Genomic DNA, 13,108 nt, shown 5'->3' with positions numbered 1-13,108 from the left:
GTGGTGGCGGTGGCCGCACCGGCCGCGCCGCGAGGACGCGCGACGACGGGCAGCGGTACGTCTTCGACCAGGTGGTGCTGTGCGGCGGCCTGCATTCCGACACGCTCGCCCGTCTCGCCGGGGATGACAAGGGTCCTGCGATCGTGCCGTTCCGCGGCGAGTACTTCCGGCTGGTCCCGCAGCGGGCGAACCTCGTGCGCGGCCTGGTGTACCCGGTCCCGGATCCGGCGTACCCCTTCCTCGGTGTGCACGTGACGCCCCGAGTCGACGGCACTGTGGACGTCGGGCCGAACGCGGTGCTCGGCCTGGCGCGGGAGGCGTACCGGCGCCGCGACGTGAGCCCGCGCGACCTACTCGCCACGCTGGCCTGGCCCGGGGCGCTGCGGCTGTTCCGCGAGCACTGGCGGATGGGCGTGCGCGAGATGCACGGCTCGCTTTCCAAGCGCGCGTTCACCGAGGCCGCGCGCGCCTACGTGCCGGATCTGACCGCGGCCGACCTGGTGCGGGCCCCCGCGGGGGTGCGGGCGCAGGCCGTGGACCGCGACGGCGGGCTCGTCGACGACTTCCGTATCAGCTTCCTGGGTCCGGTCACCGCGGTGCGCAACGCCCCGTCCCCGGCGGCGACCTCCAGCCTCGCGATCGCGCGGCACGTGGTGGAACGGATGCTGGAACACCGGCCCTGCTGAGTTCGGCCCACCGCCGGCTCGGGCGATCACGGACCCTTTGCCGGAACGCGCCGGTCCGTCGTCAGAACGAGGGGGCCTGCACCAAGCCGTAGGTCCTGACCACCTCGAACTGGTAGATCAACCGGCCTTCCTCGATCATCCGGGCGCGGAACGCCTCCTCGTCGAGTTCGCCGCCGAAGTACGTGATCGGGCCGCTCGGGCGGCCCTGCATCTCGCGGAACAGCCGCAGGTTCTGCTCGGGGGCGCCGGGCCCGTCGAGGATCGTCACCGTCGACTCGACTCCCAGCCAGCGGAACGTGCCGTCGAAGACGAACAGGGTGCAGCGCGGGTCGCGGCGCAGCCGCCGGGTGCGGACCCGGTCGCGGGTGCCGCTGCTCCAGAGCCGGCCGTCGACGAGCCCGACGCCGACCCGCGCCGTCTTCGCCACCCCGGCGGCGTCGACGGTGATCATCGCGGCCGAGTGGTGCGTGCGCAGGAAGCCGAGTTCGGCATCAGAGAAAGCAGCCATGTTCGAAGGCTAGTGCCACGTAAGGCGACATTCGCCCGGTGGTGTGCGACGCGCCGGTCGGCAATCCGTTGGCGCGGGACTGTGATCAGCCGGGCGACGTCGCGCCTGAGCCTGTCAGCGGCTGCAGGGCCTGTGTCTCTTTCCGGCCCACTCCATCACCTGCCGCACGAAGGCGTCGCGCTGCTGCGGGTCGATGGCGGCCTTCGGGACGATGCACGTCCCGGACGGGCGCATGCTCAGCACCCATGCGGCCTGCTTCTCGTTGAGGAACATGACCTGCTTCCACTCGAACCGCTCGGTGATCAAGCGGCCGGCGTAGTGCACGCCGTCGGCGGAGAACTCGACCTTCGTCGGGCCGGCCAGCCGCAGGGCGTGATTCTCGCCCGAGGCGGGCCCCTTGAACACCGCCCACGCCGCGAACAGGCCGATCGCCAGGAAGAACAGGCCGCCGCCGGTTCCGGCGGGCGAGCGGCCTGCCGCGCCGAGCGTGATCAGCAGTATGCCGAGGCCGAGGATGAAAGCCACGTAGACGCCGCCGCGCACGCGCGCGTTCCTCAGCCCGAGGATGACCGGAATCTCGTCGGCGGGCAGATCGAATTCGACCGTTATGCGCGCGGCCATGGCGGAGTCCTTCAATGAGCGGTTCGACCGCGAGGGGGCGAGTACGCGGCGGATGGCCATGCTAGGCACTGGCGAACCCGGACCGCAATGCGCCGCTGCCTTTGCGCAGGTGCCTGGCTCGAAACGGTGCGCGCGCAGACCCCGTCGAGCGCGTCGATCAGACGTCCCCGCGGCGTCAGCATCGTCGTTCCGCTTACTTGCTTACGCGCTCACTCGCTTACTCCGCTTGCCCCCGCACCGCGTCGCGGCCGGATCGGTCGCGCCCCCCTGCCGCGAGCCGCCGCCGCGCTGGTGATCGTGAACGTGAGCAGCGCGCTCGGCTCGTTCGGCCGGGTGACCGATCCGGACAGCCGGCAGAGCGCGTACTCGCTGCCGATCTACCCGTCGTCCAAGGCGGCCGTGAACATGCTGACCGTGCAGTACGCCAAGGGGCTGCCCGATCTGCGGATCAACGCCGTCGAGCCGGGTTTCACCGCGACCGACCTGCACGGTATGAGCGGTGAAGGCGTGCAGAGCGTCGACAGGGCGCCGAGGCGATCGTGCGGCTGGCTACGATCGGCCCGGACGGGGCGGCGGGCCGGCCCACCGGTACCTTCCACGACCGCGACGGCGCCCTGCCCTGGTGACGGCGGCCTGGCGCTGGGCAATATTCGTAAGAACCCTGATTAGCTGGTGGGAGTAGATGACCGACAGAACCCTCGGCGGGACCCTCAAGCTCGCCGACGATTTCGAGATCAACCGCATGGGATACGGCGCGATGCAGCTGGCCGGACCGCACGTGTTCGGCCCGCCCAGGGACCGCGACGAGGCGATCGCTGTGCTGCGCGAGGCGGTCGAGCTGGGCGTGGACCACATCGACACGGCCGACTTCTACGGGCCCTACACCGTCAACGATCTGATCAAGGAGGCGTTGTATCCGTACCCTGATGGTCTTCGCATCGTCACCAAGGTCGGCGCGCGGCGCGGAGAGGATGGATCCTGGATCTTCCGGCGCGAGCCCGAGGACCTCAAGGCGCAGGTGCACGAGAATTTGCGCCGCCTCGGCATGGAGGCGCTGGACGCGGTCAATCTGCGCGTCGGAGCGGTCGAGGGGCCGCAGGACGAGCCGCTGTCGGAGATGTTCGGCGCGTTGGCCGAACTCCAGCGGGAGGGCCTGATCCGGCACCTGGGCCTGAGTAACGTCACCGATGCGCAGCTCACCGAGGTGCAGGCGATCGCGCCGGTGGTCACCGTGCAGAACCTGTACAACGTGGCCCGGCGGCAGGACGACGGCATGGTCGATCGGTGCGCGGCCGAGGGAATCGCTTACGCGGCCTTCTTCCCGCTGGGCGGATTCACGCCGTTGCAGTCCGCGGCCCTGGACGAGGTGGCGCGCCTGCTCGGCGCCACGCCGCACCAGGTCGCTCTCGCCTGGCTGCTGCGCCGCTCGCCCACGACGGTACTGATCCCCGGTACGTCCTCGCGCGCCCACCTGCGCGAGAACATCGCCGCCGCGCAACTCGACCTCTCAGCGGACGCGATGACACAGCTTGACGCCATCGGCCGCTGATGGCTCGATGCGCCGGCCGCGGGAGTGCGGCCGTCGCGGCCAGCACGAGCGGCGCGGCCGGCGCGTGCGGCGCGTGCGGCGCGTGCGGCCGTGCCGTCACCCGCCGCAGGCGCTCGCGGTCATTCGGCCGCAGCCGGGCCGTGATGACCCAGCGGGGCGTGCGGGTCACCTGTCTCGGGCGTCGCGACGTGGTCGGTGTGTACCGTCGCGGCCGTCAGCCGGGGCACCGCGTGGATAAGGGCGTGCTCCGCCTCGACCGCCACCGCGTGCGCCTCGACGATCGTGAGCGCCGGCTCGACCACGATGTCCGCTTCGGCGCGCAGCGCGTGCCCGATCCAGCGCATCCGCACCGCGCCGACGGCCCGCACCTGGTCCATGTCCCGCAACGCCGCCTCGGCCCGGTCGATCAGCTCGGGATCGACCGCGTCCATGAGCCGGCGGTACACCTGCCGCCCGGCGTCGCGCAGCACACTGAGAATCGCGACCGTGATGACCAGGCCGATGACCGGGTCGGCGGCTCGCCAGCCGAGCGCGACACCTCCCGCGCCGAGCAGCACCGCGAGTGAGGTGAAGCCGTCGGTGCGGGCGTGCAGGCCGTCGGCGACCAGCGCGGCGGAGCCGATGCGCCGACCGGTCCGGACCCGGTAACGCGCCACCCACTCGTTGCCGACGAACCCGGCCAGCGCCCCGAGCGCCACCGCCCAGAGGTGCGTGACCTCGCGTGGATTGATCAGGCGGCCGATCGCCTCGTATCCGGCCAGCGCGGAGGACGCGGCGATCAGCAACACGATCACGATCCCGGCCAGGTCCTCGGCTCGTCCATAGCCATAGGTGTAACTGCGGCTGGCCGCGCGCCGCCCGACGACGAACGCGACGCCCAGCGGCAGCGCGGTCAGCGCGTCCGCGCCGTTGTGGATGGCGTCGCCGAGCAGCGCGATCGATCCGGACACGGCCGCGATCGCCGCCTCGGCGAGCGTCGTGCCACCGAGGACGGCCAGGGAAAGCCATACCGTGCGCATGCCGTCGCGCGAGGACTCCAGCGCGGTGTCGACCTTGTCCGCGGCATCGTGGCTGTGCGGGGCGACCAGGTGTTCCAGCTCATGCCACAGTCGCGACAAGAAGCCTTCGCGGTGGTCGTGGTGCCCGGGGGGACGGGACTGCTCGCGGGTTTGCTCGCTCACGGCGCGGCGCCTTTCCGATCCGGCGTGGCCTGCGATCGCCACACCCGCCATCGTCGCATGATCCGTGTATAAGCGTGCGCATTCTGATGGCAGGTGCAGTGGGTTCGCACCAGCCTGTGCCGGTCAAAATCGCGGCAGGAGTCAGCCGAGCCGCTCGGGCGCGAGTTCGCCGCCGAAGTGCGTGACGTTCGGCGGGGCGGCGAAGAACTCGCCGACCGCGCCGCGCCACTGTTGGAACAGCTCCGAGCCGCGGAACTCGACCGTGTGCGCCTCCAGGCTCACCCAGCCGACCAGCAGCAGGTAGGTGCCGGGATTCTCGACCTGCCGCAGCAGCCGGCTCCAGCGGTAGCCGGGGGACTGCGCGATGGCCTTTTCCCCGCGGGCGAACGCCGCCTCGAATTCGGCCTCCCGACCGGGAGCGATGGTGAGTTCCGCGTGTTCGACGACCATGTTTCCACTCCGGCATCCGCGAGGTTTGACGACTTCGAGGGCGAGGCTAACGCAGCCGACGGTGGCATGCTGTCGGTCACTCGGCCTGGACAAAGGCCTGATCGTCGGCGCGATCCGTGGCCACCCGGTCAGCGTGATCATCGCGACGCTGCTCATCGTCGTGTACTTTGCGGATCAGCGCCCACCGCTCGCGCGCGCCGCGACAAGCGCCACCAGCGCTCTTCGCGCCCGAGTCAGGAAAGCCGCGTGACGTGAGAGCCGCCGAGCCAGGGGAGTGCAAGGCCGATGAGGGTCCAGCCGTGAGCGCGGTGACCGGCCCGACCGAGACGGCCGAGCGGTGAACGCCGCGGGCCCGGTGGCGGCGATCGACATCGGCGGCACGAAGATCGCCGGCGCGCTCGTGGACGCGGCCGGCCTGCTTACCCGGCACACCGTCGTGGACACGCCGGCGACCGGGACCGCCGACGAGGTGATGGCCGCGGTCGCGCGGGTCGCCGACGCCGTGCTGCGCTCAGCCGAGGGCGAGCGGGTCACCGCGGTCGGCATCGGCAGCGCCGGTCCGGTGGACATCAGCCGGGGCAGCGTCTCGCCGGTGAACATTGCGGGCTGGCGGGATTTCCCACTGGTCGAACGGGTGCGCGCGCTGCCCGTCGTGGGCGGTCGGCGGGTGGTGCTCGGCGGTGACGGCGTCGCGCTCGCGGCGGCGGAGCACTGGCTCGGCGCCGCGCGGCCGTACTCCAACGCGCTGTGCATGACGGTCTCGACCGGCGTCGGCGGCGGCCTGATCCTGGGCGGGGCGGTCTACCACGGCCCGACCGGCAACGCGGGCCACATCGGGCACCTGAGCGTGGCCGTGGACGGCGAGTCGTGCCCGTGCGGCGGGCGCGGCTGCGTCGAGACGATGGCGAGCGGTCCCGCGATCGCGCGCCGGGCGCTGAGCGAGGGCTGGGATCCGCCCGGGGCCGACCGTTCGGCGAAGGCGGTCGCCGCCGCGGCCCGGGCCGGGGATCCGGTCGCCCTGGCCGCGTTCGACCACGCGGCCCGGGCGTTGGCCGCGGGTGTCGCGGCGACGGCCGCGCTGGTGGAGATCGAGGCCGTGGTGGTCGGCGGGGGCGTGGCGAAGACCGGAGACCTGCTGCTCGAACCGCTGCGGCGGCACCTGAAGGAGTACGCGTCCCTGCCCTTCGCCGCCGGCGTCGTGGTGGTGCCGGCCCAGCGCGGCACGGACGCGGGGCTCATCGGCGCGGCCCACCTCGCCCGCGGCGCGTCCGGCGACTCGGCGGCCTGAGCCGCGCCCGGGACGTCACATCTCAACGGCCGGACGTGCGCAGGAAATTCAGAGCCCTTCTATCAGAGAAGCCTGCTGGCATGCCGCCTCCTCCGACGCAGACGACGAGCCCTGCCAGGGGAACCACAGCCAGGCATCGCGCATCCGAACGCGAAGCCGTCCACAGGAAGGGATCGCCCGGCCGCCGTGAGCAAATCACCGATCGGACTAAGACTGGACCCGGATCTGGCAACACCCCGAGCAATACCGCATCGAGATCGTCATGTCCCGCCAACCTTCCAGTAGCCCGCAGACCGCGCTACCGCCCGCCTACGTCCCCGATCCGCTGGACACCGCGACCAGTCCGCTGCCGCAATAGGCACGGGTCGCCGTGGCGCGGTCACACGGCCGCCGAGTCGGTCGGCGGCTGCAAGTCACCTCGTCCCGGCTCGATCCGTCGTCAACCGTCCGGCGTGGTGCGGCTTCCCCGCGCACGCTGTGAATCAGCGTAGCGAATCGAATGCGCACGTACAGGTCACACGCCATCCAGGGGTTGGCTTGCGCATGACCCGGCCACGCGGGGGCATACGTGCCGGGAATCAGGCGCGGTGCCCTTGGAGGGTGAGGTCGGTGGGTAGTTGGATCAAACGTCTGCTGAACGCGGTGGACCGCTTCCAACAGCGGCATGCCGTGCTGGGGTTCCCGATCGCCGTGTGGCGCAAGTTCGGCGACGACCAGGCCGGGAACCTGGCCGCGCTGATCGCCTACTACGGCTTCGTCTCCATCTTCCCGCTGCTGCTGGTGCTGGTCACGGTCCTCGGCCTGGTGCTCGCGGGCAACCCCAAGCTCCAGCAGGACGTGCTCAACTCCGCGCTGACCGAGTTCCCGGTGATCGGGCAGCAGTTGCGCGACAACATCCACTCGTTCGGCCGCAGCGGCGCCGGTCTGGTCATCGGCATCGTCGGAACCCTGCTCGGTGCGCGCGGCATCGCCGGTGCGGTACAGAACGCGATGAACCAGATCTGGGCGGTGCCGCGGCGCGAGCGGCCCGGCTTCCCGTTCTCGCTGCTGCGCAGCTTCGCGCTGATCGGCGTCATCGGGCTGGGTGTGCTGGTCACGACCGCACTGTCCGGGATCAGCGCATGGGGCGGGCACACGTTCGGGGCGTGGAGCCGGGTCGGGATCGTCGCGCTCTCGCTGGTGCTGAACGTGGGGTTGTTCTGGCTCGGCCTGCGCGTGGCGACGGCCGCGGAGGTCACCTGGCGCGAACTGCGCCTCGGTGCGATCATCTCGGCGCTGGTGTGGCAGACGCTCCAGTATCTCGGCGGGTATTTCGTCTCGCACTCGCTGCGGCACTCCTCGTCGCTTTACGGCACCTTCGGCCTGGTGCTGGGCCTGCTCGCGTGGCTGTACCTCCAGGCGCAGTTGACGATCTACGCGGCGGAGATCGATGTCGTGCGCACGCGGCGGTTGTGGCCGCGCAGCCTGTTCCCGCCGCCGCTGACCGACGAGGACCGCAGGGCGTACCGCGCGTATGCCGAGACCGAGCAGCGACGCCCGGAGATGCAGGTCGAGGCGCATTTCGGGGAGCACGCAAAGCAGCAGCGACCCGCGGACGGCCAGGACCCGGCGGTGCCCGCGGACGCGAGCGGCGAGCGCAGCTGATCCGCTTTCAGGTGCCGCCCGGCTAGAACTGCCGTAGCGGCACCCCCGATATGAGACGAGCGGCACGTCGAGGCCCGCCCGCCTGACACGCCCGGCGGTGCTGCTCGCGTCATTGCGGCGCTGTTGCTCCGTTATTGCTGTGTAACCGTCGACACGGCAGGGAGATCAGCATGGACGCCCGTCTCAACTTCTACGGCAACCGCGCCACGGAGAAGTTCGCGAAGCACATCAACGCCGCGGGCAAGGTGCTCGCGGACTCGGCCCTGCCCGCGGCGACGCAGGACCTTGTGCGGCTGCGGGCCAGCCAGATCAACGGCTGCGGCTTCTGCGTCGACATGCACAGCAAGGACGCCGCGCACGCCGGGGAAAGCGCACTGCGCCTCAACCTGGTCGCGGCCTGGCGCGAGGCCACGGTCTTCACCGAGGCCGAACGCGCGGCCCTGGAACTGGCGGAGCAGGGCACGCGCATCGCCGACGCGGCCGGCGGCGTCACGCACGAGGCTTGGGCGAACGCGGCCAGGCACTTCGACGAGGATCAACTGGCCGCGCTCGTGGGTGTCATCGCCCTGGTCAACACCTACAACCGGCTGAACGTGATGACGCGGCAGCCGGCCGGCGACTACCGGCCCGGCCAGTTCGCCTGATCGGCGACAGCGGACCCGGGGCCGCAGTGGATCGGACCCGCCTCGTCCGGCCCGAGGCCGGTCCCGCCACCTGCAAAATTGGTCTAGACCCTTGACGGTACGCCGTCCGGCGCGTTTCACTGGGACCGATCCGGTACGGCGGATCGCAGAGCAAGTACACGACTGACGCTGTATCTGTGTCCGTACACAGTCCGGGACGTCGCGGCGCCGGCGCCTCTCTTTGCCTATCCATCGGCTCGAAGAAGGCGCGATCGACAGTGAACATCTCGACCATGCGCGCGCGGTACCGGCCCGCCGTCACCGCGGCGGCGGCCGCGGCCGTGGCGGCCGCCGCATTCACGCTGGCTCCGTTGACCGCCGCGAACGCGGCCGGGACCGGCTCCGTCGCGGCGGCAGCCGCCCTGCCCGCGTGCCCGTTCTGGGCGGCGGGCAGCACCCCTCCGGCCCGCTCCGTCACCCCCTGGGTTCCGCCGCTGCAAACCGCGCAGCCGGTGGACTTCAGCTCCCGCCCGGCCGCGCCGACCCTCTCCGGCAGCCTGGCCGATGGGCGGGTCACCATCACCGTCTCGAAGGTGCCGAACGCGGTCGCGTACAAGGTGTGGCGCGACGGCGTGGACATCGGTTACGTCAGCTACTGGGGCCAGACCGCGCCGCTGACGGTCACCGACACCGCACCGTGTCAGAACGCGTACTACGACGTGGTGGCGATGTACGACACCAGCGGCAGTGACGCGTCGATGGGCCGGCTCTCGCAGCCGTACTGGCTCGGCGCGGACGGGAACCTCGCGACCGGTCCCGGGGACGTCCCGGTCGGCACGGCGATCCCGATGACGGTGACCTCGTACGACGACGTCGGTCAGACCGCGTCGGGCTACAACTCGCAGCTCGGCGGTTGCGCCACCGATCCGCGGGTCATCCCCTGGGGCACCTACTTCGCCGTACCCGGATACGGGACCTGCCTCGCGATCGACATCGGCACCTGGATCCAGAACGACACCGTGGACGTGTGGCTTCCGGGTACGCAGGCGAACAACTGGGGCGTGCAGAGCAGGACGATCACCGTGATCGCCGACCCGTTCGGCGGCGCGAATCCGAGCGGCAGCCCGTCTGCTTCTGCCTCCGCCTCGGCTTCCGCCTCCGCCTCCGCCTCGGCTTCCGCTTCAGCGTCGCCTTCGGCCTCGCCGAGTGCGTCCCCGAGCGCTTCCCCGACCTCGTCGTCCAGCGGTGGCGGTGGCTGCGCGCCACCGTGGGACTCGGGCACTTCCTACGTGCCGGGCGACGAGGTTTCGTATCAGGCTACGAATTACAAGGCCACCTACTATTCGACCGGAGCGGTGCCCGGAGCCCCGACCTCCTGGGCGGTGTGGACCAGCGACGGCTCCTGTTGAGCGGGTAAGGTGACCGGACCGGGTGACCGGACCGGGCGACGGACGGAAGCAGACCCTGCCGAGGCAAGACACGCCGTTGGTCGCGCCGAACCGGGACCATCGCACCTGCCGCGCGGCTCAGGCCGCGGTCACGCTCGAAGTGCGGGTCGGCGCAACGGTTACGCCGTGCCCGCAGCCCGAGGTGGCTCCCATGAACGGCACCCGTAAAACAGAAGCCGCATTCGCACCGCTGGCGGTGCTCGTCCTGGCGATGCTGGGTGGTTGCGGCGGTGGGGCCGCCGCGCCGGGTGCGGCGCCCTCGTCGGTCCCGTCGGTGTCCGCGAGCCCCACCGGGGCCGCGACGACGTCGCCCGGCCCGAGCCGCAGCGCCACGGCGCCCGCCGCGCGCACGAGCCCGCCGGCCCCTTCCGCGACGGTCGTGCTCTCTCGGGTCACCTACCAGTGGGGCTGGCCGAACGCGCACGGGTCCGCCCTGGTGACGCACACGTATCCGGTTCCGCCGCTCCCGCAGCTGGTGCGCATCGCGGTCGGCGACCACCCGCGTGACCCCGGCGAGCGGCCGTTCAACCGGATGACCTTCACCTTCACCACCGCGTTCCCCACCTATCGGTTCGCGTACACCGGCACGCTGACGGGCAGCGGCAGCGGACAGACCGTCCCGCTCAAAGGCGCCGGCGTGCTCACGATCACGTTCTCCCAGGCCCAGGCGCACACCGCGGACGGCTCGCGCTCGTCGATCACCGCGCAGCCGGGCCGCGACATCGCGCTGACTCGCATCGTCGATTACGCACAGGCCGGGGACTTCGAGGGCGTGGTGACCTACGGCCTCGGCATCGCCTGGCCGATCCCGCAGTCCAACCCGCAGATCGCGGTGCGCGCCTACGAAACCGAAACGATCACCGGGGGCGGTCAGCACCTTTACGCTGTCGCCTTCGACGTGGACGCCACGAACCCCGCCGGACGGTGACCATCGCCAGCGCCTCCCCGGCCACCGCACGGTCAGCGGCAGGCCGTTGAATCAAGGTGCCCTGACGTGGTCGCCGAGGCGCCCGTCGACGGCACCGTGGCGATGACGCTGACCTCCGCCACCACCTGGGCGGATCCGCTGCCCCAGTTGCACGGCATCGCCCGGAAACTGTCGCTGAGCGTGTACCGGCGCTGTCCGGAGAAGGCGAAGTGGTCGGTGCGGGTCATCGGCCCGTAGGGACTGTTCTGCGTGATGGTGACGGCGACGTCGACGGCGGCGTTACCGCTCGTGCCGGCGTCGACGACCACGGTCGCGGTCTGCGAACTCACCGAGGTGAAGCTGAGGCTTGCGATGGACAGCGAGGTGACCCGCGTGACCGGGGCCGGCGCGGCCGCGTCCGCCTGAACGATGAGCCGGGTCGGCGAGGGGCTGGGACTCGGCGCCGGGCCGCTCGCTGCGGCCGAGGTCAGAGCGTTGGACGGGGGTGCCTGCGCGCCGGTGACCACCGCGAGCGAAGGCGGCGGCGGGCTCTTCGGGGCCGGGGACGACAAAGCGCCCCTGAGCGCGAAGCCGAGCAACAGCAACGCCAGCAGCGCCAGCAGCGGCACCGCGACGGCTGCGAACCGGCGTCGGCGGGGAGTGGTCGGCGCCTCGCGCCGAAGCGCGCGTCCGCCGAAGCCGGAAGTCCCGGTGTCCGGCTGCGCCGTGTCGGCCTGCATGCCGGAGCGCGTGATCAGCGCGGTGGGAAGATGCCATGCTTCCCGGCTCGCGGTGCGCCGGTCGCGCTTGGTGCGGTGCCCGCGCGGGCCGCGCGCGAGACGTGCCCCGGTGGCGAGGCGGTCGTGTCCGCGTTCGCGCCAGCCCGGACCGAACTGTTCGGCGGCGCTCTCCAACGCGGCCAGCATCTCCGCCGCGACGCTGCCCTGTTCCCAGCGGTCGACCGGAGCGTGCCGCGCCTCGGTCATCGCGGTGTAAACGTTCTGCGCGACGCCGTGCGGTTGACCGGCGCCGCGGCCCGCGCTGAGGCAGGACTCGAATAGTTCGAGCACTGCGGCCAGGTCGAACGCCATGGCGTCGCCGAGGTCGTCGCCGTCCGGGCGCACGGCCAGTCCCGCGCCGACGACGACGCAGTCGCCGCCGCGGGTGACGACGACGTGGTCTGCGTCGAGCGCGCGGTGTGCCACGCCGCGCCGGTGCAGCGCGTCGAGCGCGATCAGCACGTCGCTGACGACGGTCGCGGCGGCCTGCGCCTCGATTGCGCGCCCGGCGCCGTCGAGCAGCGTGGCCAGGGCCACGCCGGCCAGGTGCCGGCGCACGGTGGCCACGATGTGCCCGGCGGCGTCCAGGATGTAGCTGAGCGGCTCGGCCAGCCGCGGCTCGTCCAGGGCCGCGAGCGCGGCGCTCTCGGCCCGGTACGCCTGCTGGAAACCGGGATCCAGGATCAGCTCGTCGGGCAGGCAGTGCATCACCGAGAGCACCCCGCGCTCGTCGCGGACCAGAACCAGCCCGCCCGCGCCGGCCGGGCCGGACCGCGCCGCGGCCGGGTTGCCGGTTGTCGCGCCTTCAGCCACCTGTTACCTCCCGAAGCGCGAGCCACGGCAAGGTCCTCAAAAGCCGTGCCGTCCTTTGCTGACGCATATTATGTCGCGGCGATGCGTCCGTATGTGAGCGTTAACCCGGAAATTCTTCGAGCTTCGGGCCTTTGCATATCATGGCTGGTAGGAACGCGGATAAGAGCGCTGACGAGAAGGTCGGTGAACGGCTTCGGGATATGTGGTATAGACCAATGTTTGAAAAAGTCCGGCAGACCCGATGAATGTCGCCCGCGAGGACTCGGCCGTGGTGGCGTCAGAGCTTCAGCCGCAGCGCCAGGCCGAGGCCCAGCGCCAGGCCGGGACCACCGGCCGGTTCGCAGCCGGGAGCGGGGCTGGAGCCGGGGCGCCCGGACTCGGACCAGAAGTCCAAGCCCGGGTCCAAGCCCGACTTTGAGCCCGAGTCCAAGCCCGGGTCCGGACGCCCCGTGCCCGTGCCCGTGCCCGCGCCGGAGTCGGAGTCGGGGGCGCCCGGGCTCGGGGCTACGCCGGGCGTCCGGCCCGGTGCCGGGCCCGGCTGGCGTTGCGTCCTCTCGGCGGGCACCGCGTGCGGGGTGCGCCGCCGCTGCGACACCGTTCCCGTCACCGGC

Annotated in this window: 14 protein-coding genes; 8 read left to right on the top strand and 6 right to left on the bottom strand. The window is 71.6% G+C overall.

Features of this window, described 5'->3' with window-relative positions:
• A partial coding sequence (locus KGA66_RS19590; RefSeq protein ID WP_211469618.1) for an FAD-dependent oxidoreductase occupies window positions 1-686 on the top strand: 686 nt, incomplete at its 5' end.
• Between the two features lie 61 nt (window positions 687-747).
• Here the strand turns inward: KGA66_RS19590 and KGA66_RS19585 are convergent.
• Together KGA66_RS19585 and KGA66_RS19580 are read right to left on the bottom strand one after the other, a co-directional pair.
• The gene (locus tag KGA66_RS19585) at window positions 748-1,194 is read right to left on the bottom strand and encodes a pyridoxamine 5'-phosphate oxidase family protein (RefSeq protein ID WP_211469617.1); all 447 of its coding nucleotides are present in this window, start codon (window positions 1,192-1,194) and stop codon (window positions 748-750) included.
• 114 nt (window positions 1,195-1,308) lie between these two features.
• A complete protein-coding gene (locus KGA66_RS19580) occupies window positions 1,309-1,815 on the bottom strand; it encodes a YcxB family protein (protein WP_211469616.1) in 507 nt (168 codons plus the stop codon).
• 297 nt (window positions 1,816-2,112) lie between these two features.
• Here KGA66_RS19580 and KGA66_RS31735 point away from each other — a divergent pair, with 297 nt between their 5' ends.
• Complete coding sequence (locus KGA66_RS31735; protein ID WP_211469615.1) at window positions 2,113-2,484, top strand: SDR family NAD(P)-dependent oxidoreductase; 372 nt, start codon at window positions 2,113-2,115, stop codon at window positions 2,482-2,484.
• 13 nt (window positions 2,485-2,497) lie between these two features.
• Window positions 2,498-3,364 carry an oxidoreductase gene (locus tag KGA66_RS19570; protein WP_211469614.1) on the top strand — a complete coding sequence of 289 codons (867 nt, stop codon included), beginning with the start codon at window positions 2,498-2,500 and terminating at the stop codon, window positions 3,362-3,364.
• Between the two features lie 119 nt (window positions 3,365-3,483).
• On the opposite strand, the gene KGA66_RS19565 is transcribed toward KGA66_RS19570, so the two are convergent.
• Window positions 3,484-4,545: a cation diffusion facilitator family transporter gene (locus KGA66_RS19565; protein WP_211469613.1), complete on the bottom strand. Its 1,062-nt coding sequence runs from the start codon at window positions 4,543-4,545 to the stop codon at window positions 3,484-3,486.
• Window positions 4,546-4,686: 141 nt separating this feature from the next.
• On the bottom strand, window positions 4,687-4,995 hold the full coding sequence (locus KGA66_RS19560) for an antibiotic biosynthesis monooxygenase family protein (RefSeq protein WP_211469612.1): 309 nt from the start codon (window positions 4,993-4,995) through the stop codon (window positions 4,687-4,689).
• Window positions 4,996-5,332: 337 nt separating this feature from the next.
• Between KGA66_RS19560 and KGA66_RS19555 the strand changes: the two genes are divergently transcribed.
• The 5 genes from KGA66_RS19555 to KGA66_RS19535 all read left to right on the top strand — a co-directional run bounded on the left by KGA66_RS19555 (window position 5,333) and on the right by KGA66_RS19535 (window position 10,926).
• Window positions 5,333-6,283: an ROK family protein gene (locus KGA66_RS19555; protein WP_312886991.1), complete on the top strand. Its 951-nt coding sequence runs from the start codon at window positions 5,333-5,335 to the stop codon at window positions 6,281-6,283.
• A 609-nt stretch (window positions 6,284-6,892) separates the two neighbouring features.
• Complete coding sequence (locus tag KGA66_RS19550; RefSeq protein ID WP_312886990.1) at window positions 6,893-7,927, top strand: YihY/virulence factor BrkB family protein; 1,035 nt, start codon at window positions 6,893-6,895, stop codon at window positions 7,925-7,927.
• A gap of 170 nt (window positions 7,928-8,097) precedes the next feature.
• Complete coding sequence (locus KGA66_RS19545; RefSeq protein ID WP_211469610.1) at window positions 8,098-8,571, top strand: carboxymuconolactone decarboxylase family protein; 474 nt, start codon at window positions 8,098-8,100, stop codon at window positions 8,569-8,571.
• A gap of 257 nt (window positions 8,572-8,828) precedes the next feature.
• On the top strand, window positions 8,829-9,959 hold the full coding sequence (locus tag KGA66_RS31730; RefSeq protein WP_211469609.1) for a 3D domain-containing protein: 1,131 nt from the start codon (window positions 8,829-8,831) through the stop codon (window positions 9,957-9,959).
• A gap of 190 nt (window positions 9,960-10,149) precedes the next feature.
• The gene (locus KGA66_RS19535; RefSeq protein WP_211469608.1) at window positions 10,150-10,926 is read left to right on the top strand and encodes an AMIN-like domain-containing (lipo)protein; all 777 of its coding nucleotides are present in this window, start codon (window positions 10,150-10,152) and stop codon (window positions 10,924-10,926) included.
• A gap of 32 nt (window positions 10,927-10,958) precedes the next feature.
• Here the strand turns inward: KGA66_RS19535 and KGA66_RS19530 are convergent, their stop codons facing one another.
• Both KGA66_RS19530 and KGA66_RS19525 read right to left on the bottom strand, forming a co-directional pair.
• Window positions 10,959-12,497: a serine/threonine-protein kinase gene (locus KGA66_RS19530; RefSeq protein ID WP_211469607.1), complete on the bottom strand. Its 1,539-nt coding sequence runs from the start codon at window positions 12,495-12,497 to the stop codon at window positions 10,959-10,961.
• A 277-nt stretch (window positions 12,498-12,774) separates the two neighbouring features.
• Window positions 12,775-13,104, bottom strand: coding sequence for a hypothetical protein (locus KGA66_RS19525; protein WP_211469606.1), 330 nt, complete (start codon window positions 13,102-13,104; stop codon window positions 12,775-12,777).
• Window positions 13,105-13,108: the final 4 nt, after the last annotated feature.

It is taken from the genome of Actinocrinis puniceicyclus (assembly GCF_018283645.1).
GTDB classification, from domain to species: Bacteria; Actinomycetota; Actinomycetes; order Streptomycetales; family Catenulisporaceae; genus Actinocrinis; species Actinocrinis puniceicyclus.
This window is presented reverse-complemented; position numbering and strand designations above follow the sequence as displayed.

Excerpts from the sequence above, each read along its gene's own strand:
- KGA66_RS19560 (WP_211469612.1), bottom strand. The coding sequence starts at position 4,995 with ATGGTCGTCGAACACGCGGAACTCACCATCGCTCCCGGTCGGGAGGCC.
- KGA66_RS19570 (WP_211469614.1), top strand. The coding sequence starts at position 2,498 with ATGACCGACAGAACCCTCGGCGGGACCCTCAAGCTCGCCGACGATTTC.
- KGA66_RS19545 (WP_211469610.1), top strand. The coding sequence starts at position 8,098 with ATGGACGCCCGTCTCAACTTCTACGGCAACCGCGCCACGGAGAAGTTC.
- KGA66_RS19535 (WP_211469608.1), top strand. The coding sequence starts at position 10,150 with ATGAACGGCACCCGTAAAACAGAAGCCGCATTCGCACCGCTGGCGGTG.
- KGA66_RS19585 (WP_211469617.1), bottom strand. The coding sequence starts at position 1,194 with ATGGCTGCTTTCTCTGATGCCGAACTCGGCTTCCTGCGCACGCACCAC.
- KGA66_RS19580 (WP_211469616.1), bottom strand. The coding sequence starts at position 1,815 with ATGGCCGCGCGCATAACGGTCGAATTCGATCTGCCCGCCGACGAGATT.